Source organism: Streptomyces tubercidicus (assembly GCF_027497495.1).
Classification (GTDB): Bacteria; Actinomycetota; Actinomycetes; order Streptomycetales; family Streptomycetaceae; genus Streptomyces; species Streptomyces tubercidicus.
On record NZ_CP114205.1, the window covers coordinates 3,821,762 to 3,845,147 of the forward strand.

The 23,386-nt window shown below is 69.7% G+C and carries 22 protein-coding genes and 1 tRNA gene; 12 read left to right on the top strand and 11 right to left on the bottom strand.

From position 1 onward, the window contains the following. Positions 1 to 200: 200 nt before the first annotated feature. From STRTU_RS16550 to STRTU_RS16565, 4 genes are all read right to left on the bottom strand, one after another. Positions 201 to 2,318 carry an ArnT family glycosyltransferase gene (locus tag STRTU_RS16550; RefSeq protein WP_246240642.1) on the bottom strand — a complete coding sequence of 706 codons (2,118 nt, stop codon included), beginning with the start codon at positions 2,316 to 2,318 and terminating at the stop codon, positions 201 to 203. Beyond that, entirely contained in the window at positions 2,315 to 3,679 is a 1,365-nt protein-coding gene (locus STRTU_RS16555) for a bifunctional glycosyltransferase family 2/GtrA family protein (protein WP_246240645.1), read from the bottom strand. The genes STRTU_RS16550 and STRTU_RS16555 overlap by 4 nt, the downstream gene beginning before the upstream one ends. A gap of 111 nt (positions 3,680 to 3,790) precedes the next feature. Then, positions 3,791 to 5,233, bottom strand: a complete 1,443-nt coding sequence (locus tag STRTU_RS16560) for a sensor histidine kinase (protein WP_371873602.1) — start codon at positions 5,231 to 5,233, stop codon at positions 3,791 to 3,793. A 93-nt stretch (positions 5,234 to 5,326) separates the two neighbouring features. Next, positions 5,327 to 6,118 carry a response regulator transcription factor gene (locus STRTU_RS16565; RefSeq protein ID WP_371873603.1) on the bottom strand — a complete coding sequence of 264 codons (792 nt, stop codon included), beginning with the start codon at positions 6,116 to 6,118 and terminating at the stop codon, positions 5,327 to 5,329. A gap of 346 nt (positions 6,119 to 6,464) precedes the next feature. Here STRTU_RS16565 and STRTU_RS16570 point away from each other — a divergent pair, with 346 nt between their 5' ends. Beyond that, positions 6,465 to 7,010, top strand: coding sequence for an NADPH-dependent FMN reductase (locus STRTU_RS16570; RefSeq protein WP_159744220.1), 546 nt, complete (start codon positions 6,465 to 6,467; stop codon positions 7,008 to 7,010). 46 nt (positions 7,011 to 7,056) lie between these two features. Here STRTU_RS16570 and STRTU_RS16575 read toward each other — a convergent pair whose 3' ends face one another. Then, the gene (locus tag STRTU_RS16575; RefSeq protein WP_159744221.1) at positions 7,057 to 7,932 is read right to left on the bottom strand and encodes an amidohydrolase family protein; all 876 of its coding nucleotides are present in this window, start codon (positions 7,930 to 7,932) and stop codon (positions 7,057 to 7,059) included. Positions 7,933 to 8,194: 262 nt separating this feature from the next. Here STRTU_RS16575 and STRTU_RS16580 point away from each other — a divergent pair, with 262 nt between their 5' ends. The 6 genes from STRTU_RS16580 to STRTU_RS16605 all read left to right on the top strand — a co-directional run bounded on the left by STRTU_RS16580 (position 8,195) and on the right by STRTU_RS16605 (position 13,560). Next, on the top strand, positions 8,195 to 8,878 hold the full coding sequence (locus STRTU_RS16580) for a DUF3159 domain-containing protein (protein ID WP_246240647.1): 684 nt from the start codon (positions 8,195 to 8,197) through the stop codon (positions 8,876 to 8,878). Then, positions 8,875 to 10,080, top strand: coding sequence for a cytochrome P450 (locus STRTU_RS16585; protein ID WP_174878878.1), 1,206 nt, complete (start codon positions 8,875 to 8,877; stop codon positions 10,078 to 10,080). The genes STRTU_RS16580 and STRTU_RS16585 overlap by 4 nt, the downstream gene beginning before the upstream one ends. 52 nt (positions 10,081 to 10,132) lie before the next feature. After that, entirely contained in the window at positions 10,133 to 10,327 is a 195-nt protein-coding gene (locus STRTU_RS16590) for a ferredoxin (RefSeq protein ID WP_129250090.1), read from the top strand. 8 nt (positions 10,328 to 10,335) lie between these two features. After that, a complete protein-coding gene (locus STRTU_RS16595) occupies positions 10,336 to 11,511 on the top strand; it encodes an NAD(P)/FAD-dependent oxidoreductase (protein ID WP_159744222.1) in 1,176 nt (391 codons plus the stop codon). Positions 11,512 to 11,635: 124 nt separating this feature from the next. Next, positions 11,636 to 12,883 (top strand): sensor histidine kinase, encoded by a 1,248-nt coding sequence (locus STRTU_RS16600; protein ID WP_159747008.1) that lies wholly within the window; start codon positions 11,636 to 11,638, stop codon positions 12,881 to 12,883. A 2-nt stretch (positions 12,884 to 12,885) separates the two neighbouring features. Continuing rightward, the gene (locus STRTU_RS16605; RefSeq protein WP_159744223.1) at positions 12,886 to 13,560 is read left to right on the top strand and encodes a response regulator; all 675 of its coding nucleotides are present in this window, start codon (positions 12,886 to 12,888) and stop codon (positions 13,558 to 13,560) included. A gap of 17 nt (positions 13,561 to 13,577) precedes the next feature. Here STRTU_RS16605 and STRTU_RS16610 read toward each other — a convergent pair whose 3' ends face one another. Continuing rightward, complete coding sequence (locus tag STRTU_RS16610; RefSeq protein WP_246240651.1) at positions 13,578 to 14,669, bottom strand: GlxA family transcriptional regulator; 1,092 nt, start codon at positions 14,667 to 14,669, stop codon at positions 13,578 to 13,580. A gap of 70 nt (positions 14,670 to 14,739) precedes the next feature. Here STRTU_RS16610 and STRTU_RS16615 point away from each other — a divergent pair, with 70 nt between their 5' ends. Beyond that, positions 14,740 to 15,540, top strand: a complete 801-nt coding sequence (locus STRTU_RS16615; RefSeq protein WP_159744224.1) for an NAD(P)H-dependent oxidoreductase — start codon at positions 14,740 to 14,742, stop codon at positions 15,538 to 15,540. Positions 15,541 to 15,597: 57 nt separating this feature from the next. Here STRTU_RS16615 and STRTU_RS16620 read toward each other — a convergent pair. Further along, a tRNA-Met gene (locus tag STRTU_RS16620) sits at positions 15,598 to 15,671 on the bottom strand. Between the two features lie 396 nt (positions 15,672 to 16,067). Between STRTU_RS16620 and STRTU_RS16625 the strand changes: the two genes are divergently transcribed. Next, a complete protein-coding gene (locus tag STRTU_RS16625) occupies positions 16,068 to 16,787 on the top strand; it encodes a nucleoside/nucleotide kinase family protein (RefSeq protein WP_159744225.1) in 720 nt (239 codons plus the stop codon). Positions 16,788 to 17,147: 360 nt separating this feature from the next. On the opposite strand, the gene STRTU_RS16630 is transcribed toward STRTU_RS16625, so the two are convergent. Next, the gene (locus tag STRTU_RS16630; protein ID WP_159744226.1) at positions 17,148 to 17,483 is read right to left on the bottom strand and encodes an effector-associated constant component EACC1; all 336 of its coding nucleotides are present in this window, start codon (positions 17,481 to 17,483) and stop codon (positions 17,148 to 17,150) included. Between the two features lie 933 nt (positions 17,484 to 18,416). Here STRTU_RS16630 and STRTU_RS16635 point away from each other — a divergent pair. After that, positions 18,417 to 19,334 carry a helix-turn-helix transcriptional regulator gene (locus STRTU_RS16635; RefSeq protein WP_159744227.1) on the top strand — a complete coding sequence of 306 codons (918 nt, stop codon included), beginning with the start codon at positions 18,417 to 18,419 and terminating at the stop codon, positions 19,332 to 19,334. A 141-nt stretch (positions 19,335 to 19,475) separates the two neighbouring features. Here the strand turns inward: STRTU_RS16635 and STRTU_RS16640 are convergent, their stop codons facing one another. Both STRTU_RS16640 and STRTU_RS16645 read right to left on the bottom strand, forming a co-directional pair. Further along, positions 19,476 to 19,883 (bottom strand): hypothetical protein, encoded by a 408-nt coding sequence (locus tag STRTU_RS16640; protein WP_159744228.1) that lies wholly within the window; start codon positions 19,881 to 19,883, stop codon positions 19,476 to 19,478. Beyond that, on the bottom strand, positions 19,852 to 20,064 hold the full coding sequence (locus STRTU_RS16645) for a helix-turn-helix transcriptional regulator (protein ID WP_159744229.1): 213 nt from the start codon (positions 20,062 to 20,064) through the stop codon (positions 19,852 to 19,854). The genes STRTU_RS16640 and STRTU_RS16645 overlap by 32 nt, the downstream gene beginning before the upstream one ends. A gap of 944 nt (positions 20,065 to 21,008) precedes the next feature. Between STRTU_RS16645 and STRTU_RS16650 the strand changes: the two genes are divergently transcribed. Beyond that, positions 21,009 to 21,434 (top strand): hypothetical protein, encoded by a 426-nt coding sequence (locus tag STRTU_RS16650; protein WP_159744230.1) that lies wholly within the window; start codon positions 21,009 to 21,011, stop codon positions 21,432 to 21,434. Between the two features lie 745 nt (positions 21,435 to 22,179). Here the strand turns inward: STRTU_RS16650 and STRTU_RS16655 are convergent. Then, complete coding sequence (locus STRTU_RS16655; RefSeq protein WP_159744231.1) at positions 22,180 to 22,935, bottom strand: GntR family transcriptional regulator; 756 nt, start codon at positions 22,933 to 22,935, stop codon at positions 22,180 to 22,182. A 78-nt stretch (positions 22,936 to 23,013) separates the two neighbouring features. Between STRTU_RS16655 and STRTU_RS16660 the strand changes: the two genes are divergently transcribed. Beyond that, on the top strand, positions 23,014 to 23,292 hold the full coding sequence (locus STRTU_RS16660; protein ID WP_159747010.1) for a hypothetical protein: 279 nt from the start codon (positions 23,014 to 23,016) through the stop codon (positions 23,290 to 23,292). The last annotated feature ends 94 nt before the right edge of the window (positions 23,293 to 23,386 follow it).

Below are 23,386 nucleotides of genomic sequence, written 5' to 3' on the forward strand. Positions count from 1 at the left end.
GCTGGGTGTGGGCGGTGTGGGCGTGGATTTACACCGTACAGGGGGAGCTATACGCCGTACATCTGATTTTGGCCGGGTGGGGAGTGGGGGTGGGCCTTACGGGTTAACCCTGCCGGGGAGAGCCCTACGGGGCGCCCCCGCCGGGGAGAGCCGTACGGGTCCCCGGCAGGACGCGCCCCTCGCGATCGCCCCTGCTTCGGTCACGCCTTCCGGGTCAGGTCGTAGAAGGTGGTGCTGCCGACGGTGACCTTCTTGAAGGTCTTCGTCACCCAGGACGTGATCTGCGACGAGCCGCCACGGTCGCCGCCGGGGCCGCCCCGTCCGCCCGCGAGGAAGTAGTGGATCTTTCCGTCCGCGACATACTCCTTGAACCGGGCGAGGGTCGGTGACGGGTCGCTCCCGTTGAAGCCGCCGATGGCCATCACCGGCTTTCCGGTGGCCAGTTGGTAGCTCGCGGCGTTCTGGGAGCCGATGGTTGCGGCGGCCCAGGTGTAGTCGTCCGCGTCCTTCTTCAGGAGCTCCTTGGCCCGGTCGCTCACCTTGGCACCATTGACCAGGCCGCCCATACCGCCCATCCGGCCGGCACCGCGCTCGCCGAAGCCGCCCATGCCGCCCTTGCCGCCGGGGAAGCCCGGCTGAGCGCCCGGCACTCCGCCGTTGCGGCCGCGCATCCTGGCGCCCGGGAAGCCGCCGCCGGGGCCGGCCCTGCCGCCCTGCACCGAGGGGCCAGCCATGATGATCGAGCCGCCCTTGGCCGTGTTGACCGTATCGAGCGTGTACGCGACGGGGCCGGCCAGCGCCGTCACCACCCCGAGGCCGGCCGCGAGCACGGCAACCCGTCGGCTCGCCCCTGCCGCCACGCCCGCCCGTGACCCGGCCCCCGCCCGCACCGACAGCAGCAGCCCCAGCGCCGCCAGGAGGCCGAGCGCCAGTACCGTCCAGCGCAGCCACGGCAGCCAGTCCGGCGACCGGTTCAGCAGCACGAACGACCATCCGGCGGTCACCGCCACCGTTCCGGCCAGGACGAGCGCCGCGCCCCGTCCTCCGCGCCGCCACAACAGCGCCGCCCCCATCCCGACCAGCGCCGCGATATACGGGGCCAGCGCGATGTTGTAGTACTGATGGAAGATCCCGGACATAAAGCTGAAGGTCGTGAAGGTCATCAGCAGCGCGCCGCCCCAGACCAGGAACTCGGCTCGCTGACCGGCCTGTTCAGCGGCGTCCGCGCGCCGCGCCCGCCACAGCAGCGCCACGCCCGCGACCAGCAGAATCAGCGCCGCCGGGAGCAGCCAGGAGATCTGCCCGCCCATGTCGGACGAGAACAGCCGGGTGATCCCCGTCTCGCCCCAGGCGCCGCCACCGCCACCGCCACCGGGACCTCCACCGGGACGGCCTCCGCCGACGCTGCCGGTCTCGTTGCCGCTGAGCCGCCCGAAGCCGTTGTAGCCGAAGGTCAGCTCCAGAAAGCTGTTGTGCTGCGAGCCGCCGATATACGGGCGCGAGGCCGCCGGCCACAGCTCGACGATCGCCACCCACCAGCCGCCGGACACCACGATCACCAGCCCGGCGAGCAGCAGCTGGCCGAACCGCCGGCGCAGCGCCACCGGCGCACAGCAGGCGTAGACCACGGCGAGCGGCGGCAGGATCAGCCACGCCTGCAGCGTCTTGGTGAGAAACCCGAGCCCGAAGCAGACCCCGGCCAGGAGCAGCCACTTCGTCCGGCCGTCCTCCAGGGCACGCAACACGCAGGCAATCGCACCGACCATCAGCAGGCACAGCAGCGCATCGGGGTTGTTGAACCGGAACATCAGCGCCGCGACCGGCGTCACCGCCAGCGCCCCGCCCGCCAGCAGCCCCGCGCCCGCGCCGAACCTCCGCCGTACGGCCCCGTGAAGCACCCCGACCGCCGCCACGCCCATCAGCGCCTCGGGCACCAGGATCGCCCAGGAGCTGAGCCCGAAGAGCCGTACGGACAGCGCCATCGGCCAGAGCGCGGCCGGCGGCTTGTCGACGGTGATGGAGTTCGCCGCATCGGACGAGCCGAAGAAGAACGCCTTCCAGCTCTCACTGCCGGCCTGTACGGCGGCCGAGTAGAACTGGTTGGCATACCCGGAAGCGGACAGGCTCCAGAGGTAGAGCACCGCTGTGACCAGCAACAACGCCAGCAGCGCGGGCCGCGCCCAGCGCACCGGCGGCTCCGGCGGCTCCGGCGGCTCCGGCGCCACGGCCTGCCGGGGGCCGGACCGCCACGTACCGGGCCGTTGCGTACCGGATTGCTGCGTGCCGGATTGCTGCGTACCGGGTTGCTGCGTGCTCATCGAGCGCTCCTGGTGAGGTCGTTGGGGTCATTGGGGTCGATAGGGCCGATGGGGTCGACGGGGCCGTTGCGGTCGTGCGAGGGATACGGCGGTGCGGCGAGGTCGTCGTCCCGCCGCTCGCGGTCCGGGAAGACCCAGGCGCGGAAGAGCAGAAACCGCAGCACCGTCGCCGCGAGGTTCGCGGACACCAGGACCGCGAGTTCGGTGCCGTGCCCGGCGGTGCCGCCGGCGGCATCGAGGGCGGCGAGCGAACCACTGGTCAACACCAGTCCGATGGCGAGGACCACCAGCCCCTGCGCCTGATGACGAACCGCCCGGTCCCGGCCCCGCACCCCGAAGGTCAGCCGCCGGTTGGCGGCCGTATTGGCCAGCGCCGACAGCAACAGCGCCGCCGCATTGGCCAGTTGGGCGCCCGCGCCGAGCCGGAAGAGCGAGAACAGGCCGAGGTAGAGCAGCGTGCTCAGCCCGCCCACGACACAGAACCCGACCAGCTGACGGGCCAGCCCACCCGGCACACCGGTCAGCTCGCGGTCCCGGGGATCGTCCCCGAACGGCCGGGCGAGCCGGTCCAGCGGCAGCCCGCCGGTCGCCAGCGCCCGCCCCACCCGCCATACGCCCTTGAGGTCGTCGGTGGCCGTCCGTACGAGCCGTACGGTGCTGTGCGGATCGTCGATCCAGTCCACCGGCACCTCGTGGATCCGCAGCCCGGCCCGCTCCGCCAGCACCAGCAGCTCGGTGTCGAAGAACCATCCGGTGTCCTCGACCATCGGCAGCAGCCGCGCGGCGACCTCACCGCGAATGGCCTTGAACCCGCACTGCGCATCGGAGAACCGCGCGGCGAGCGAGCCGCGCAGAATGAGGTTGTAGGCACGCGAGATGAACTCCCGCTTCGGCCCCCGCACCACCCGTGCGCTCCGGCTGAGCCGGGAGCCGATCGCCAGATCCGAGTGCCCGGAGATCAGCGGCGCCACCAGCGGCAACAGCGCATTGAGGTCGGTGGACAGATCGACGTCCATATAGGCCAGCACCGGCGCATCGGAGAGCGACCACACGGCGCGCAGCGCCCGCCCGCGCCCCTTCTCCTCCAGCCGCACCGCAGTGACCTCGTCCAGCGCATCGTCGAGCCGGGCGGCAACCTCCGGCGTCCGGTCCGTGCTCGCGTTGTCGGCGATCGTGATCCGGAAGCCGTACGGGAAGGTGCGGGCGAGGTGCTCACGCAGCCGCCGCACACAGGGTTCGAGGTCGCGCTCCTCGTTGTAAACGGGGATCACCACATCGAGGACGGTCGTGATCTGTCCCAGCCGCAGATGCTCACGCGGCGGCAGAGAGCCCAGCGGTACGCGGGGCGGTGTCGTCGTCATGCCACGACATTCACCAACTCCGCTGTCGTGGAGATGTGGCTCGGCTGTGGTGGGGCTGTGAGGGGCCCTCAGGGGATGCTTGTGGGGGCGATGGGGCTCCTGGACCGGCGCCTACCGGGCGGCCACCCCCGCCGTCGGCAGCGTCACCGTGAAGACCGTCCGCCCCGGCACACTGCCGACCCGGACCGAACCGCCGTGCGCGGCCACCACCGCCTGCACGATGGCGAGGCCGAGCCCCGTGCTCCCGGCGGCCCGCGAACGCGAGGCATCACCCCGGGCGAAGCGCTCGAAGACATGCGGGAGGAGCGTCGCCGGAATACCGGGCCCGTCGTCCTCCACCTCCAACTGAACGCCCTCGTCGCGACCGGCGGCAGCACCCACGGTGACCCGCACCCTCGCCGTCACCGTCGTCCCCTCCGCCGTATGCGTACGGGCATTGGCCAGCAGATTCACCAGGATCTGGTGCAGCCGTCCGGCATCCCCGTACACCACCGCCGGCTCATCGGGCAGCTCCAGCCGCCACCGGTGACCCGGCCCGGCCACCTGCGCATCGCTGACCGCATCGACCACCAGCGGCGACAGATCGATGCGCTCATGGGCGAGTGGACGCCCGGAGTCCAGCCGGGCGAGCAGCAGCAGATCCTCCACCAGCCCCGTCATCCGCTCCGCCTCCGACTCGATCCGCCCCAGGGCGTGCCGGGTCTCCGGGCCCGGCTGCTCCCGCCCGCGCCGGGTCAGCTCGGCGTAGCCCCGGATCGACGCGAGCGGGGTACGCAGCTCATGACTGGCGTCGGCGACGAACCGCCGGACGCGCGTCTCGCTCTCCTGCCGGGCCGCGAGCGCGGAACCGACATGCCCCAGCATCCGGTTCAGCGCCGCACCGACCTGCCCGACTTCCGTACGCCCGTCCGCCTCCGTCGCCGGCACCCGGAGATGCAGCGCCACCTCGCCCTGGTGGAGCGGGAGTTCGGAGACCCGGGTGGCGGTGGCGGCGACCCGGCGCAGCGGACGGAGTGCGATCCCGACCATGGCGGACCCCGCGAGCCCGGCCGCCGCCAGCCCCGCGACCGTCACACATGCCTCGATGAGGACGAGCCTGCCGACGGTCTTCTGCACATAGTCGAGCGGCAGGCCGATCACCAGGGAGCCGTCCTGGGCGGACTCCACCCGGTAGTCACCGAGTCCGGGCAGCTCGGCGGTGTGCGACCGGCCGTCCCTGGGCACCGTGTTCAGGGCCGCGACCTGCGACGGTGACAGCGGAGTCAGCCGCTCCTCGGGCAGCCGGTTGGTCGGGTTGCTCAGCTTCGCCCCGGCCTCCGCCGTCCCCCCGGGACCGATCCGCGCCCCCACCGTGCCGAGGGGCTGACCACCCATCGCCACAAAGTCCAGGCGCCCCTGGTCGGGGCTCGGTTCATGGGGGCGCGGCATCTGGGCACGCATCACGAAGTCGTGCACTTTCCGGTCCAACTGCCCCTGCATATACGAGTGCAGCGCGATAGTCGTCACCGTCCCGATGACGGCCCCGACAACAGCGATCAAAGCCACCGCAGACACCACAAGCCGCGTCCGAAGCGACCATCGACGCCGGGGGGCCGGGGACGGGGCTGCTCGCCCAGTCCCCGTGGCGGGCTCCCCGCTCACGACCCGCTACCCACCCGGCTTGATCAGATAGCCCGCGCCCCGGCGGGTATGAATCATCGGCGCCCGCCCCACATCGATCTTCCGCCGCAGATACGAGATATACAGCTCCACGACATTGGCCTGGCCGCCGAAGTCATAGCTCCAGACCCGGTCGAGGATCTGGGTCTTGCTCAGCACTCGCCGAGGATTGCGCATCAGATAGCGCAGCAGCTCGAACTCGGTGGCCGTCAGATGAATCTCCTGGCCGTCCCGCCACACCTCATGACTGTCCTCGTCGAGCACCAGATCGCCCACCGTCAGCCGCGATTCGCTCCGTGCGGCGGCCGCACCGGCCCGGCGCAGCAGCCCCCGCAGCCTGGCCACCACCTCCTCCAGGCTGAACGGCTTGGTGACGTAGTCGTCGCCGCCCGCCGTCAGTCCGGCGATCCGGTCCTCCACCGCGTCCTTGGCGGTCAGGAACAGCACCGGCACATCCGGCAGTTCACGCCGCAGCCGCCCGAGCACCGTCAGACCGTCCATGTCCGGCAGCATCACATCGAGCAGCACCGCATCCGGCCGCCAACCACGGGCGCAGCGCAGCGCACCGGCGCCGTCCCCCTCCGCACGGACGTCCCAGCCCTCGTAGCGCAGCGCGAGCGACAGCAGATCGGCGAGCGAGGACTCATCGTCCACGACCAGTACCCGTACGGGACTGCCGTCGGCCCGCAACAGCTCCGGCTGCTTCCCTGGCGCACCCCTGGAGGACGACGCCGGAGCCGGCAGACGAAACGACGCTGAGGACGAGGAAGTCACGGTCATATCCGGGAGCTTGGCCCGCCCCCGTGAGAGCTCTCTTGCGCCTTTCTGTGAATCTCCTGAGAATCCGCCATGCCTGGCTTTCTCTCTCCCTCCCCCGGCCCCGAACCGTTCCCCATGCCCGGCCGGTTGGTCGTGGACCGACCTGGGCCGCCCCCCGCGCGGTCCAGGTCGATCACCACTCCTTAAGCATCGCACCTGCCACTGACAATCGCCCTGACCAGCACTTTCCTTGTCCCTGCCGGCACTTCGGCGCCCGCTTCCCGCCCCCGCTGCCGCCGCCCTCCACCGCCCGCACCGCGCCACCCCGACCACATACCGACCCCACCCCGAGCCGTACCGTCACCCCATGAACCTTCTCGCCCTCTCCGGCAGTCTGCGTGCGCGCTCCTCCAACGGTGCGGTGCTGCGCTCCGCCCTCACCTTCTGGGACGGCCCGGCCACCACCGCGGACATCGGCGCGCTCCCGCACTTCAACCCCGACCTGGACGGCGAGGGCGCCACACCCCCGGCCCCGGTCGCCGCGCTGCGCACCGCCGCCGCGAGCGCCGACGCCCTGCTCGTCGTCAGCCCCGAATACGCGCACGGTGTCCCCGGCGTCCTCAAGAACGCCCTCGATTGGCTGATCAGCAGCGGCGAATGCGTCGGCAAACCGGTCGCGGTGATCACCGCCTCGCCGTCCCCCTCCGGCGGTGACCACGCCAACGCGCAGCTGCGCGAGGTCCTGCGCATGGTGTCCGGTGAGGTCGTGACGGCGGCCTGCCGCGAAATCCCCGCCGTCGGACCGAAGATCGACCCCGCCACGGAACGCGTGACGGACGAGGCCACCCACGCCGACCTGGGCGCGGCCATGGCCCAACTGGCAGCAGCAGCCGCCGCGTTCACCACACCCTGAAGGCGCCCCGCTCCCACCTTCCGGACCGCACCACCTTCCGGACCGCTCACACGCCGAACAACCGCGCCGCGTTCCCATAACAGACCCCGCGCAGCCAGTCGTCCCCCAGCTCCAGCCCGGTGAGCACCTCCAGGGCGTGCGCGTACCCGTAGGGGATGTTGGGGAAGTCGCTGCCGAACAGCACCCGTTCGCCGAGGTCCCTGAGCCGGCCGCGTTCCGCCCGCGGGAACGGCGCGATCCGCTCGGCGAAGTCCGTGAACGCCATGGTCGTATCGAGGTGCACACCCGGATAGCGCTGCGCAAGGTCCAGGAAATCGGCGTACTCCGGCATCCCCATGTGCGCGATGATCAGCCGCAGCCCGGGGTGGCGGGCCAGCAGACGGCCGATCGGCTCGGGCCCGGTGTGCTTGCCCGGCGCCGGGCCCGAACCGCAGTGGGTGACGACCGGCACCCCGGCCTCCGCGAGGGCTCCCCACACCGGGTCGAGCCGCTCATCGGCCGGGTCGTACCCGCCCACCTGCACATGCGCCTTGAAGACCCGCGCCCCGTCGGCCAGTTCGGCGCGCACATACTCCCCGGCGCCGTCCTCCGGGAAGAACGTCGCGGTCCGCAGACAGTCGGGCGTACGGGACGCGAAGTCGGCCGCCCAGCCGTTCAGCCACTGCGCCATCCCCGGCTTGTGCGGATAGATCATCGAGGTGAAGGCGCGTACGCCGAAGCCGCGCAGCACCGCCAGCCGCTCGTCCTCCTCGAACCGGTACGTGATCGGCCACTCCCGGCCCACCAGCGGCCCGGCCGCGTCGAAGTACGCCCAGACCTTCGCCATCACGCGCTCAGGCATGAAGTGCGTATGCACATCGATCAGCCCCGGCAGCCCCAACTCCCGCCAGAACGCCCCGACCCGCTCGTCCCCGTCCGCCACCCCGGCCCCTCCCTCACGGTTCGACCACTACGTCCCACCCTGCCCACCCTGCCAGCCATGACAGCCCGGCCGGGCGCAGCCCCCGCCCCAGCGACGCGCGGGGCACGTCTGCGCCCGTGGTAGGCGCCGCGGCGTCGTACTGCGTCTGCGGCAGCCGAAGTGTCTGCGGGCGCACGACGACGGCCCGGGGGGCGCGACGGCATCGTGAACAGGGTCGCAAGCGACGAGATGCCCACCGTCTGTCGAGGAGCCTGGAGCAGTCGTGGACCCAACAGCACACCGCGTGACCGGCGGCGAGGAGGCCGCCCAGGCCGTCCTTCGCGAGCGGCTGCGCGCGGCAGTGATCGATATCGCGCCCATCTTCGGATTCACCGTGAGCTACGCCCTCACCCACCGGCTCACCGTCGCGCTGATGCTCGCCCTGGCGGCAGCCACCGGAGTCTGCGTCTACCGGGTGGTGCGCGGGGAATCGGTGTGGCGCGCGCTCGCGGTCCTCGGTCTCGTGTGCGTCCAGGGGGCGCTGGCCGCGAAGACCGGAGAAGCCGCCAACTTCTTCCTGCCCAACCTGGTGATGCACAGCGTGGTCGTCGTGGCGAACGCAGTGGGGGTGCTGATCGGCCGGCCGCTGATGGGCGTGGTGGTGGCGCTGATCACGAAGGAGGGGCCCGGCTGGCACCGGTGTCCCGTACGGCGCCGGGCGTACATCAAGGGCAACCTCGTGATCCTCGCCTCAAGTGCGGTGATGCTGGCGATCCAGCTGTCGCTGTACCTGTCCGGCGAGGTGGTCGCCCTCGGCACGGCCGACGCCTTCGGGCCGCCCGTCCTCGCGCTCGCCGTGCTGCTGGGCTGGCGCGTCTACCGCCGCGCCCTCGCCGGCCACTCCTGCGCCACCAACTCCCGCACGCACACCGAGACATCCCTCTCTCTGGAAAGGACCCTTCCGTGACGAACACCCAGCCCACGAACACCGAGCCCACCAAGACGCAGCCCACGGTGCGGAGCTGCCCCTTCGACCCGCCGGCGGAGTACCGGACGCTGCGTGAGCAGGAGCCGGTCGCGCCGATGACCTTCCCGGACGGTGCCGCCGGCTGGCTGGTCACCAGGTATGACGACGTGCGGACGGTCCTTTCCGACGCGCGGTTCAGCGCGAAGCGCGGCATCCTGCGGCCCGGCGGCCCCGAGGGGGACGTACCCGCACCGCCGCCGCCGGGGCTGTTCATCATGATGGACGCGCCGGAGCACACCCGGTTCCGGCGGCTGCTCACCGGGCAGTTCACCGTGCGACGGATGCGGCAGCTGACGCCGGCGGTGGAGAAGATCGTCGCCGAGCAGCTGGACGCGATGGCCGCCGCCGAGGGCCCGGTCGACCTCGTCCAGGCCTTCGCGCTGCCGATTCCCTCGCTGGTGATCTGCGAGCTGCTCGGGGTGCCCTACGCCGACCGCGAGGAGTTCCAGCGGAACTCGGCCACGATCGTCCGGCTGAATTCCAGCCCTGAAGAATTCCAGCAGGCACAGGGCGCGATGCGCGCATTCATCCACCAACTGGTGCTAGCCAAGCGGGAGAACCCCACCGACGACATCCTCAGCGAGCTGGTCCAGTCTGGCGAGCTGACCGACGAAGAACTGACCGGCGTGGGGGTGCTGCTGCTGATCGCCGGGCACGAGACGACCGCGAACATGATCGCGCTCAGCACCATGTGCCTGCTGCGGAACCCCGAGCAGCTGGCAGCGTTGCGCGCCGACCCCTCCCTGATGGACGGCGCCGTCGAAGAGCTGCTGCGCTACCTGTCGATCATTCAGTTCGGGGTCCGCCGTACGGCGCTGGAGGACGTGGAACTGCACGGCCACCAGATCAAGGAAGGCAGCATGGTGGTCGCCTCCCTGTCATCCGGGAACCGGGACACGGAACACTTCGCCGATGCCCCGGAGCTGTTGGATGTGGCCCGGGAGCACACCCCGCACCTGGCGTTCGGCCACGGCATCCACCAGTGCCTGGGCCAGCAGCTGGCCCGTGCGGAGATGAAGGCAGCCCTGTCCGCGCTCCTGGAACGGTTCCCGACGCTGCGGCTGGCGGTTCCGGTGGACGAGGTGCCCATGCGCGACGACATGCTCGTCTACGGCGTCCACGAACTGCCCGTGACCTGGTGAAACCGCCACACACCCAGCGCACCGCCGCACCACACACCACACGGAGAACCACATGAAGATCCTCATCGATGAGGGCAAATGCGTCGGCGCGGGCACCTGCGTGCTGGCCGCCGCCGACGTCTTCGACCAGCGGGACGAGGACGGCATCGTCGTCCTGCTCGACGCCGACCCGCCGCACACGTCGCTGCCCCAGGTCAGGGACGCCGCCGCCCGCTGCCCCGCGCTGGCCATCGAGGTGGTGGAGTAGTGCCCGCCATGGACCACATCGTTCTGGTGGGCGCGTCGGCCGCGGGTCTCACCGCGGCCGACACCCTGCGGCGCGAGGGCTTCACCGGGACGCTGACCATGGTCGGCGACGAACTGCAGCTCCCGTACGACCGGCCGCCGCTGTCCAAGCAGGTGCTGGCCGGCGACTGGGAACCGCATCGGTCCGCCCTGCGCCAGGACACCGACATCCAACGGCTGGACATGAACCTGCGACTGGGGTGCCGGGCGACCGGCCTCGATACGGAGGACCGCGTCGTCACCCTGGCGGACGGGGACCGGCTGGGATACGACGGCCTGATCATCGCCACCGGGCTGCGCCCCCGTCGCCTGCCCTTCGGCCACGACTTGGCCGGCGTGCATGTGCTGCGCACCCTGGACGAGACCCTGACGCTGCGCGCCCAGTTGCTGGCCGGTCCCCGGGTCGTGGTGATCGGTGCCGGATTCCTCGGCAGCGAGATCGCCGCCACCGCGCGCGGTCTCGGCCTGGACGTCACCCTCGTGGACGTCGAGCCGGCCCCGATGGCCAGGCAAGTCGGCAGCTGGGTGGGCGGTTTGGTGGGCGATATGCACCGGGATCACTGTGTCCGGTTGCGCATGGGCCGCCACGTCACCGGCATGACCGGCCAGAACGGCCGGGTCACCGCCGTGACCCTCGACGACGGCAGCCGGCTGCCCGCCGACGTCGTCGTGGTCGCGATCGGCTCGGTGCCGGCGACCGACTGGCTGGCCGGCTCCGGGCTCCCGCTGGGTGACGGGGTGCTCTGCGACCGCACCTGCCGGGCCGCCCCCGGGGTGTACGCGGCAGGAGACGTCGCCAACTGGCCGCATCCCGTGGCCGGCCGCCGCGTCCGCCTCGAACAGCGCACCAACGCCACTCAACAGGCCATCACCGCCGCCGGAAACCTCCTTTCCGGCCCGGCGGAGGCAGTGCCCTACGCACCGGTTCCGTTCGGCTGGACCGACCAGTACGACGCCAAGATCCAAACCTGCGGCTGGTGCCCCTCCGACGCGACCGTGGAAGTCGTCGACGGGGATCCACAGGCACGCAAGTTCGTCGCGCTCTACAAGGTGGACGACCGCGTGGTGGGCGCGCTCGGCTGGAACAGCGCACGCGCCCTGCGCGAGTACCGCAGTCACCTCACCGGCAACGGCGCCGCGAGGTGAGCCGTCCGCCGCACGGCAGGCCGGTACGCGCGGTCCGCCTCGTTCGATGAAGCCGTACGCACCGCGCGGCCGGACCGCCGTCATCGCCGGTCCGGCCGGGGTTGCGTACCGTGGGAGAGTGCAGATGACCGACCGGATCGGCGAGTGGCTGCGGGCGGCCCGGCCCCCCATGGTCGACCTGGTCGTCACGCTGGGCTGCTTCCTCCTGGCCTCCCCGCTGACCCTCGCGTTCGCCTACGTCGACCACGCCGCGTTCTCCTGGTCCCTCGCCGCCCTCGCGCTCTCCTGTGCGCCGCTGCTCGTCCGGAGCCGCTGGCCACTTGCCGTGGTCGCGGTGACCGTGGCCATGGCTCTGGCCCAATTGACCCTGTCCCAGCTCCCCAGGCCGACGCCCGCCGCCACGGCCGTCGCTCTCTATACGGTGGCGATCCGCACCGGCCGGCGCAGGGCGTGGGGCGCCGGCATCCTCGCGGCAGCCGCGCTCATCACCGGGTCGCTGCTCCTCCGCACGAGCGTGGAGCTTCCGCAGTCCCCCGGCCTGGCGGAGAAGCTCCCGTCGTCCCTTGCCCTGATTGCCTGGACGCTCCTGGCGGCGGCCATCGGCGACGCGGTCCGCAGCCGCCGTCAAGTGCTCGCCGCCGCCGTGGAGCGAGCCGAGCGGGCCGAGCGCACCAAGGAGGACGAGGCCCGCCGCCGGGTCACCGCGGAACGCCTCCGGATCGCCCGGGAGCTGCACGATGTCGTGGCCCACCACATCACCTTGGTCAACGCCCAGGCGGGAGTCGCCCACCACCTCATGCGCACCGACCCCGAGCACGCCTACCAGGCGCTCGAACGGATCCGGGACACCAGCCGGGGCGCGCTGGACGAACTGCGCGCCACCGTAGGGCTGCTCCGGTACGGCGAAGACCCGGTCGAGCCCCGCGAACCGGCGCCCGGACTCGCCGGCCTCGACGGTTTGCTGGACTCCTTCCGCCACTCCGGCCTCCAGGTCACCCTGGAGCGCACCGGGCAACCGGGCGAGCTGTCACCGATCACCGATCTGACGGCCTACCGGATCATCCAGGAGGCCCTGACCAACACGCACAAGCACGCCGGCCCGGCATCGGCGCGGGTCCGTCTGGACTTCCGCACCGATGTCCTGCGGATCGCCGTCGAGGACGACGGCCGTGGTACCGCGGCAAGCAGCCGTGGCACCGGCCCTGCCGCCGCGGGCACCGAAGGAACCCCCGTGGCCGGCACCGGCCACGGCATGATCGGTATGCGGGAGCGGGCCAAGTCCGCCGGAGGTACCCTCGCTGCCGGACCGCGCCCCGGCGGGGGCTTCCGTATCGACGCCGAACTGCCGCTGCGCCCCGGCCGAAAGGGCTGACCATGACCATCCGTGTGCTGCTCGCCGACGATCAGGCCCTCCTGCGCGGCACCTTCCGGATGCTCATCGACTCCGCCTCCGACATGGAGGTCGTCGCGGAGGCCGCGACCGGCCGCGAAGCCGTCGACCTGGCCCGCAGCCACCGCGCCGACCTGGTGCTGATGGACATCCGGATGCCTGACCTCGACGGTCTCGCCGCGACCCGGCTGATCAGCGAGGACGAGGATCTCGCCGGTGTGAAGGTCCTGGTGCTGACCACCTTCGAGAACGACGAGTACGTCGCGGAGGCACTTCGCGCCGGGGCGAGCGGCTTTCTCGGCAAGGGCATCAACCCGGAGGAACTGCTCGACGCGATCCGTGTGGTCGCCGCCGGCGACTCCCTGCTCTCGCCGACCGCGACCAAGGCCCTGATCGCCCGTTTCCTGGCCCAGCCCGCACCACCCCTCGGGCGGGCCGCAGCACCGCAGTTGGCCGCGCTCACCCCGCGGGAGCGCGAGGTGGTCACCCTGGTCGCGGCCGGCCTGTCCAATGACGAGATCGCCGAGCGCCTCTACGTCACCCCGCTCACCGCCAAGACCCACGCGAACCGCGCGATGACCAAGCTGGGCGCCCGTGACCGGGCCCAACTCGTGGTCATCGCCTTTCAGGCGGGACTGGCCCGGCCCGACGGGGCATGACCTCCGGCACCAGCCCCTCACGCCACCAGCCCACCCCCACCACTCCCCGGCCCCCGGAACGTGCTCCGGTAGGCCCGCGGCGAGACCCCCAACGCCGACTGCAGATGCTGCCGCAGCGAGGCCGCCGTCCCGAAGCCCGCCTCGGCCGCGATCCGGTCCACCGTCAGCTCCGTCTCCTCCAGCAACTGCCGCGCCCTCTCGATCCGTTGCTGTGTCAGCCACTGGAGGGGCGAGACGCCGACCTCCTCCCGGAACCGCCGGGTGAAGGTCCGTACGCTCATCGACTCCCGCGCCGCCAGTTCCCGCAGGCTCAGCGGCCGGTCCAGATGTTCCAGTGCCCAGGCCCGCGCCGCCCCCGTGGACGAGATCTGCGGCTCCGGCACCGGCCGCCGGATGTACTGCGCCTGCCCGCCCTCCCGGTGCGGCGGCACGACCGTCCGGCGCGCCACGTCATTGGCCACCGCCGCCCCGTGATCGCACCGGACCATGTGCAGACACAGATCGATCCCGGAGGCGACCCCGGCCGCCGTCAGCACCTCACCCTCATCCGTGTACAGCACATCCGCGTCCAGCTCGACGGCCGGGAACAACTGGCGGAAGTCCTCCACCGACCGCCAGTGTGTAGTCGCCCGCCGCCCGTCCAGCAGCCCGGCCGCGGCCAGGACGAACGCCCCGGTGCAGATCGACGCGATCCGGGTCCCGGGCCGGATCCGGCCCAGCGCCTCCGCCATCGCCGGACTCAGCCGTCCGGCGCTCCGCTCCGCCCCCAGCCCGTAGTCCGTCCCGGACGCCGGTACGACCACGGTGTCGGCCTGCGCCAGCGCCTCCGGCCCGTGCGCGACATTCACCGTGAAGTCCGTGTCCGTCCGCACCTCACCGGGCTCCAGCGCGCAGGTCACCAACTCGTACAGCCGCTCCCCGGCCGCCGACCGGGCCTCCCCGAAGATCCGGTGCACGATGCCCACCTCGATCGGCAGCATCCCGTCCCGCACCAGCACCGCCACCCGATGCAGCCGCCCGCTCCCCGTTACGTCCCGCACCTGCCCGCCCCCACCACGGCCCCCACTACCGCTCCCGCTTCCGCTCTCCACTACACCCGTGACACCCATGGCCCGATCCTTGCACACTATGACCATCGGGCCACTCGTTCCGCGCTCCGCCCCCGCGGAGAGTGGACCCATGAAGGTCCTCTGGCTGTTCGCCCACCCCGACCAGCGCTCCCTGAGCGGCGCCCTCAAGGACGAGGGCCTCCGCACCCTCGACACCCAGGGCCACCAGCACCGCGTCTCCGACCTGTACGCCATGAAGTGGAACCCGGTGGTCGACGCCGCCGACTACGGCCACGACCCGGCCGACCGCCTCCTCGTCGGCGAGGCATCCGAACGCGCCTACACGGAAGGCCACTTGGCCCCCGACATCCGCGCCGAACAGCACAAGCTCGACTGGGCCGACACCTTGATCGTGCAGTTCCCCCTCTGGTGGTACGGAATGCCGGCCATCCTCAAGGGCTGGTTCGACCGCGTCTTCGTCAAGGGCTTCGCCTTCGGCCTCACCGACCCGGCCACCGGCCGCCCCCTCCGTTACGGCGACGGCAAACTCACCGGCAAACGGGCCATGGTCATCACCACCGCCGGCGCCCGCGCCGCCACCCTCGGCCCGCGCGGCGTCAACGGAGACCTCAACGACCTCCTCTTCCCCCTCCAGCACGGCACCCTCTGGTACACCGGCATCTCCGTCGTCCCGCCACTCCTGATCCCCGGCGCGGACCGCGCCTCCCCGACCGCCTACGCGACCGCCGCCACCCGCCTGCGCGAGCGCCTGCGCACGCTCCCCACCACCGAGCCGCTCCCGTTCCGCCACCAGAACAGCAAGGACTACGACGACGACCTACTCCTCCACCCCGACCTGACCCGGCTCCCCCCACCCCGCACCGGCCCGGCCGCCCACTACACGGCCCCGCCACCCCCGGTCCACGGCTGAACACACAAAAAAGCCGCAGGTCCGGTGGAAGAAATTCCACCGGACCTGCGGCGTCAGTAGCGGGGACAGGATTTGAACCTGCGACCTCTGGGTTATGAGCCCAGCGAGCTACCGAGCTGCTCCACCCCGCGTCGGTGAAATGAACACTACGCGACTCCCCCCGCCAATACCTAATCGTTTCCCCGACCACCCCACCCATCACCTCCCCCCGCCACCGCCGCACCCCTCCCACCCCTCGGGAATACCCGCCCCACCCCGCCTCGTTGTGGCCCCACAGGGGGCCCTCGCACCCCCTACGGGATCCGTTCACCCCCGCCCTAGGTGACGCCGGCCACTCCGCCCCGAGCACGGCCCCCACCACCCCGGCCCCCGACGCCGCCCCCCTCGACCGCCCACCCGCATCCCCCCTCCTCCCCACCACCCTTTCCAGCCACCCCGCCAGCGCCCAGCCGCCCAGCCGCCCCCCAACTCCCCCAACTACCGCCCGACTTACCCCCGTTGACCGCCCCCTCTGCCAAACTTCCCCCATGACCTCCACCCACCCCACAGACCACCCCGCTCACCCCCCGGCACGCCCCCTCCACCTCATCGCGGTCGCCGGCAACAGCCCCGGAGTCGGCAAATCCACCCTCTGCCACTCCCTGGCCGACTGGATGAGGAGCACCGGAGCCACCGTCGACCACTTCGAAGAGGCCGACATCCTCACCCGCCCCGCCTTCCGCCCGGTCGCCGAGGAGTTCGCCAACGGCTCCCACAGCGTCCGCCCCGAGACCCTGGTCGCCGCCACCCACGCCTACCTCACGGAGTCCCGCGCCGCCGGCACCGACGTCCTGGTCACCGACGCCCTGCTCCCCTTCATCCCGTCCCTGGTGGCCTGGGGCCACGACGAGCCCACCATCGCCCGGTTCCTGGGGGAGTTGGCCACCGCCGTCGAACCGGCCCGGGTGACCGTGGTCTACGTACAGGACGACCCCGCGACCGCACTCCAGCGCGCCGTCGACCGCGAGGGCCCCGACTGGGAGAACTGGTACGTCACCAAGCTCGCCGCCTCCCCCGGCACCCGCTCCGTCCACGACCTCCCCTCGGCCGCCGCCCACCTACGCCACGAAACCGCCCTGACCCACCGCCTACTGGCCGCCACCCTCTGGAAGGTCCTCCCCGTAGACGTCGCCGGCCTCGACGCCCACCAAACGGCCCAGCACGTCCGCCACCACCTAAGGGCTGCCCTCACAAACGCCACCCCCTGACGACGCACAAACGACCACCGCAGCGAGGTGTACTCGCGCTCACGGTCCGAATCGGGCAGTGCGAGATAGAGCTCGTCGGTGTGCGGGTCCGTGAGCCCGTGCCCGGCGTAGTAGATGAGCAGCGTGTCCCGAGCCTTACGGGCCCGCTCCCGTACGGTGTCCAGCACCTGCCCGGCACTACCGGGCTGCGAGAGCACCGTGCAGGCTTCATCCGGCAGCCCCACACCGCCGGATCCGTCAACGCCTCCCGCAGCCCCACCAGATTCCGGGCGACCGCAGGCAGCTTCTCCAGGTTGACGTAGTCATGGACCCCCACCAATACGGCCTCCGACCGGCCCGGGTCCGACAGAGCGGCCACCGCTACCCGCGCTCTCCCCCCCTCGCCCCCGAACCAGGCGCACCGCCCTCGTCCCCCTGATCCCTCTCCCCCTCACTCCACACCCGCAAAATCCGCTCCACCGCCTCGGGAGAGCCATCCTGCAACGTCACCACCACACCATCCCGCTCCAGCCGGATCTGCGGCGGCCGCGCCCGCGAACCCCGCCAAGTGGCCACAGCGGTCACCAGGCTCCCCAACGCAATGCTGTTGGACAGCACCACATTGACGAGCTCCAGCCCCCCGCCCATCTGCCCCGGCTCCGACGGCTCCGCCTCCAGGGACACCCCCGCCTGCCCCCGCAACTCAGGCTCATCCACCAACCATCGATACAACGAAACCGCCCCCTCAACCCCCTCCGCCCCATCCCCAACCGACACCGTGACCTCCACCGCCCAGCCCCCTTCCGCCACCTCAACTCCCGCCCCACATCATAGAAAGCCCACTCCCGCAACAGCTGTGGTTTCCCAGGGCTGCACCGAGCCCCGGAACACCCCGCCCCACCGCACGCGGCCACGTGGCGCCGCTGCCGCCACCAGGGCCACGGATCACGCACCCCTACCGCCGCCCTTTCCCGAAGCCCCCTCCGGGCGTAGGGGCGTGGTGCGACTGTTCCTCCTGAGCCTCCGGATGACCGGCAGCGCGCTAAGCCAGACAGATGAGTGGCGATTTAGGCCATTCGGAGTATCGTTCTGGTGTCGGAGAGTGAACGCTCCTCTGACCTCAGTGACGAAGACGCCTCGGGGGATGCGCGCTCCCCGCTCGCGAGGCCGGCACCAAAGGAGCTTCGACCTCCCGTGGTACAGGTTCCCCACCGTCTCAACGAACTGGCGACAGATGCGCATGCCGCAGCCCACCGCGGGAAGGTGGGCGCCTGATGGTCGGCAAACCGCTTGCCCCGTCATCCCACCCGAACAAGGAAGTCCGGGCTGTCCTGACGAAGTGAGTGGACGCGGGTTGGATCTTGCACGAGGCGAGCCATTGGGGGACTCTCTGGTGCACCTGCGAGTCCCAGTGCACGTCGATCCCAGTCTCTCGCACCCCGCGGAATGCAGGGACACACGCGCGACGCATCGATCGACTTGCGTCCCGTTGCCCACTACCCCCAGATGCCGCCCACCGCAGCCTGGCGGGACGCCCCCGCAAAGAGTGAGAGCCTGGACACCGGTTCGACTTTGTCCCAATTTGGGGCGCTTTACCTGTTGACGAACGACAACATCTCTGCGACGGTGTAGACGACTCCAGGGGGCATCATGGACTACGACTTCACCTTCATCGTGACAGGCGTGACAGTTGAGGATGCCGACGCCGTCGAGAGTCTTTTCGACACCTTGGACGCCACCCTCGCGAAGGCCGGCGGCCAGCACATGGTGAGCATCACCATGGACGGCCCCCGCGCAGTGGATGCCGCGCTTCACGCGGCCACGGCTCTTCGCGAATGCGTGCCAGGGCTGCGCGTGATCAGGCTGGACCGTGACCTGGTGGGCATCCCTGAGATCAGTGAGCGCACAGATCGGTCCAGGCAAAACGTTGCACAGTGGGTCGCGGGTGAGCGCAAGGCTGAGCACGGGCCTTTCCCTGCACCCGAGGGAGTAGCAGGACGCACTCAGGTCTGGCTGTGGACAGAAGTCAATGCGTGGCTGCGTAAACACGGCATGGGGGACACCGACGTCGCCTACCCCAGCCGAGAAGAGATGACGGAGATCGATTTCGCTCTCGCCAATGCGGTTTCCTTGACGTTCAAGTACGCCCCTACGCTCGGCTTCGACGAGGGCCGGCAGACCGTCGTCCGCGAATTGCAGCGACGCCACATGCCCAAACTCGTCAAGGTGCTGACGGGTAGCCAGACGCTGGACCAGAACGGTCGGCATGTCGTCCTGGTGGCGGACCAGCACGAACCCGCTGACGCTGTGATGAAACGTGTGGCTGACTTCGACCACGGCGTGATGCTGGTGACCATGACCGACCAGTTCGTGGGGGCCGAGCTCTCGACACAGGAAGACGCCAGCCCGTCGCCAGAAGTGGTTTCGGTTCCAACGACCGCAACCGTAAGAGACTGGTTCGAGCTAGCGCTTGAACACCCCGGAGCCTCTTTCACTCCAGGCGGGATGGAACGCGCAGAGCCGCATCCAGCCCCCGTGAAACAGCTGCTACTTGCTGCAGCCGCCTGAAGCGCATCACGGAACACCGCGCCGACGCCGGTCAAGAAGCCATCACCCAGCCAGCAGGGGACCGAACCGGAGAAGGGCCGCTCGCCATACCTCCCCAGCGCTCCGCCTTCGACGGCATGGGGAAGGCAAGGCGATGGCTTCTCACGTATGCCGAGACCAGAAGGCGACGAACGCGATGTAAGCGATGGCGGCGGTGGCCACGAACCAGAAGTAGGGATCGCCGCTCCTTCCAGATGCCAGCTCACCGATGAAGGCGCAGATATTCCCCACGGTAAGGACCACGCCCGTGCCGGCCCAGGCACGCCCTCCGATCCGGGCGAAGCGCTCGTCGGGTTCCTTCTCGGTGAGCCCCTGATACGTCTCGCTCCGGCGCCCCAGCAGCACTAACGCAAGACTGCAGACCGCCAGAACCCCGAACGCCACCAGGCCGATGACGAGGCGCCCGCCGAAAGCCGAGGCCACGAGGCAGGCACCTCCGAGGACGAGGAAGAAGCCGGGAACGGACCACCTGGCCGTGTTACCGGTCATCTGCTGGGCTCTCATCGACATGAAACATCTCCTCAACGCTGACCTCGAAGAACTTGGCCAAGGACAAGGCGAGCGGCAGCGAAGGTGTGTACCGCTCGGTCTCGATGGCGTTGATCGTTTGCCGTGAGACCCCAAGGGCCGTACCTAGCTGCCCCTGAGAGAGCTTTCGCGACGACCGCAGTTCCCTGACACTGTTTCGCACGTGTAAAGCTTACTTGTCACCTTCCCTTTAGTGTCAAGCATGCTTTACATTCCTTCACCCGGGGCCGGCGCGTGGTCCGAAGTCCATCTCGTCGTGGGTGAGTTCGCGATGCGGTGACTGTGCCCGTTCGCCACCGCCTGGCACGGCAGGGCCGTCGAGCAGCACACCGGCCGCACCCGTGCCCCCCGCCTCAGCCGTTCACCACAAGGCGCCGATGAGAGGTGACGGCAACCCGTCGGACGATGACGAGGGCACGGCTGGTGTTCCGGTAGCCATCTGATCGGCGTCACGCCGGCTGCCTGAAGCGGTTGCCGTCAATCACCGCCGTCAAGAGAAACACCAGAGGCCCCGTTCGATATCGAACGGGGCCTCTGGCCTGCTGTGCGCTCGGCAGGATTCGAACCTGCAACCTTCTGATCCGTAGCTCTGAAGAGATCGGTCATTGGAGGTCATACAGGCTGCCGGGAGGACCATGAGAGCCGGAGTCGGGCGCTGCCGGTTGCTGGGGTTGCTGTACTTCGTTGCTGTACCGGAGCGAGGCACCGCCGCTCCTCCGGGTGCCGGACCGTTGTCAGTGCTGCTTGCTGGTTTCCCTGGTGGAGTGAGACCGGTCAGAGAACCTTCGAGGTCCGGCGGCTCCGTTCACACCCGTTCGGGGCACCAGTAAAACCCGCAGGTCGCACGAGTTTGAACGCTGGTGCACGAAGGTGAATGAGACGGAAATTGAGAAGGAGCCGGATCGGAGTCTCGTCCCTCAGCTGAGGGGCTTACTGATCGTTTCAGAATGCCTTGCGGAGCCGGCGGAGGCATGCGACGCCACATGCCAGGGGTGGCTGCCTAGGCAAACATTCGGTCTGAGTTGACTAGTTGAAGTCCTGACCGAGGCTCCGTCAGCACCATACGATATTGCCTAGGTGCCTGGATCGACCGCGCGGGGGAGAGAAGTGGAAGAGACCGGCAAGGTGTCAGGGTGGCTCGGCGTCGCGGCGGCGGTCGTAGGGTTGCTGGCGTTCTTCGGCATCACCAATGTCGATGAGCTTCAGCGCAAGCTCAACCCGGATTCGACGAACGCAGCCGCCTGCAAGAGAGCCGACCAGGCCTACAAGTCCTACCAAGAGGTAACTATTTACAGCAGTAAAGCAGGAGCGGCACGCGCCTATGCCGAGGAGCTTCGGCATGTCGTATCCGCCACTGATAACGAAGAGCTGCAAGCTGCTTTTCGCGCCAACATCACCTCCTCGGAGCTCTACGCCCAAGCTCGCGACAGTGAGGCGCCCTACCTGGATCGGGTCAAACTCGGCGTCAAGATCATCACGGACCGAGGCGCATGGAGATCACTCTGCGGTGAACTGGAGAAGGAGTCCGGGTGAGTAGGCGGGGCAGACACAGCTCGACGAAGCACTCGGCATGTGTGCAGACGCCGAGTGCCTGCTGGCCGGTCTCGCGACCAGCATCGCGACTCAGGACCCTCAGGGCAGGTGGGCGATCGGCAACTGGTTCTCTGACCCTCTACAACGTTCTGGTTGGGTCAACGATGGGAGAGAAGAACGATATGGGAAGCAGCTGTGGGGCTCGGCGGACCGATGGACGTTTCGATGAAATGGCATCCCCTGCGCCGAGGACGTCGCAACATCACTGACAGCTCCACAGGTTGGTATCCCCGGCGCCGCGATGCACGATGCTGTCGACCGCGTGAAGGTGCGGTTGGGGTTCGCGATGCTCAGCCTGCACGGACGTCGAGCACCGCTCCAGCAGACGCTGGGACAGTCCTCATGAGCTGGCACAACGTGACGCTGGTGATCTTTGCTGCTTTTTGGCTGCGCCATGCTGCTACTGACGCAGATCGCCGAGGTGCTGTCTAAGCTTCCTGAGGTCATCCGCGCTTGGCGTGAGGTACGGCGCGCCATTCAAGCAGGGCTTGATTATCTCCCCGAAGTCGAGGGCTCGCGAGGCTGTGACAACCCCACCCCTGACTCTTGTGGTGGGAGACGCCCCGAGGCCGTCACTGCGCCTGACAGGCCGAGCCGAGGGCGGCACACAAGAGTCCGATGTCAGACGGAACACAGGTAGGTCCGCTAACTTTGCTGTGCGCTGAAACACGGGGCTCAAGACCCACTAACGACTGATGGGGATCTCGTAGACGATCTCGCACAGAGCGGCGGGAACGATGATGTCCGCCGTCTCCACGGGCCGCCCCTCATCGCTGTAGTACGTCCGCCGGATGTGCGTGACCAGGCCGGCCTTCTGGATGCCGAGGAGTGACGCCTCCTCGGCATTCGCTTGCCGCGGCTCCGGCTGCTCCACAGCGTGGCTCACCGTGACGCCGATCTCGGCCATACGGTTCACCACGCCCACCCCGGCGTGCGGCCCGCCCTCCGGGAGGACGACGAGCGTGCCGGCGGTGAGGTCGTACGGCTCCCAGCTCGTCGACAGCTGCACCGGCTTGCCGTCGGCGAGGAACTCGTACACGGTGCGGACGCACAGCTCACCCTCGCCGATACCGAGGCGTGCCGCGATCTCAACCGGCGCCGGGACCTTCGCCTCGGTCCGGCTCTCCCAATCCCCCAACTTGCCCACGGCCTTCATGTCCGCGCGGAACGGGGAACCGTCAGGCTGCTCGCGCGCCGAGGAGCGGACCATGCGTACGCGCTGACGAGCGGCGGCAACGTACGTGCCGGATCCGGCGCGACCTTCCAGCGCTCCCTGAGAGATCAGTAGCTCTTGGGCGCGACGAACCACGTTCTCGCCGACGCCGCACTCCTGGGCGATCTGGGCGCGTGACGGGAGCCGGTCTCCCGGCGCCCACTCATGCTCCGCGATCCGGCGCCGGAGCTCGTCAGCGATGCGGAGATACGGCGGCTGCTCAGGCATATGGAAAATCTAGTCCACTAGCTCTAATCTAGTTAACTAGCTTTACTGCAAGTGATCGTCGATGACGGAGGCTGCCCTGTGCCTGCTTCGGAATTAAGAGCCGAAGGCATCGCAGCCCGGCTGTCCGCCGTCGGCCTCACCCCGCGCGTGGAGCAGCACGCTCAAGTCACGTCGATCGAAGCGGAGGTACCGGAATCGCTCTCCGCCGAGTCGTGGCGGGAGGTCTTGGAAGCAGTGGCGGAGGCCGATCGATTCGGGCTCGTCGCCAACAGCTTGAACGGCCGCACCTTTTGGGCCGCCGTACACACAGCGGCCCCCGCGACGGGCGATGTCCGGGGGCCTGGCTATCAGCGATAGGAGCTGATCAGCATGTTCAACCGTATCCGCCAGACCGTCGGGCACACCGATGAGCGGTGCGTTCCGATGAGTCGACACCACCGGTTCTCAGTAC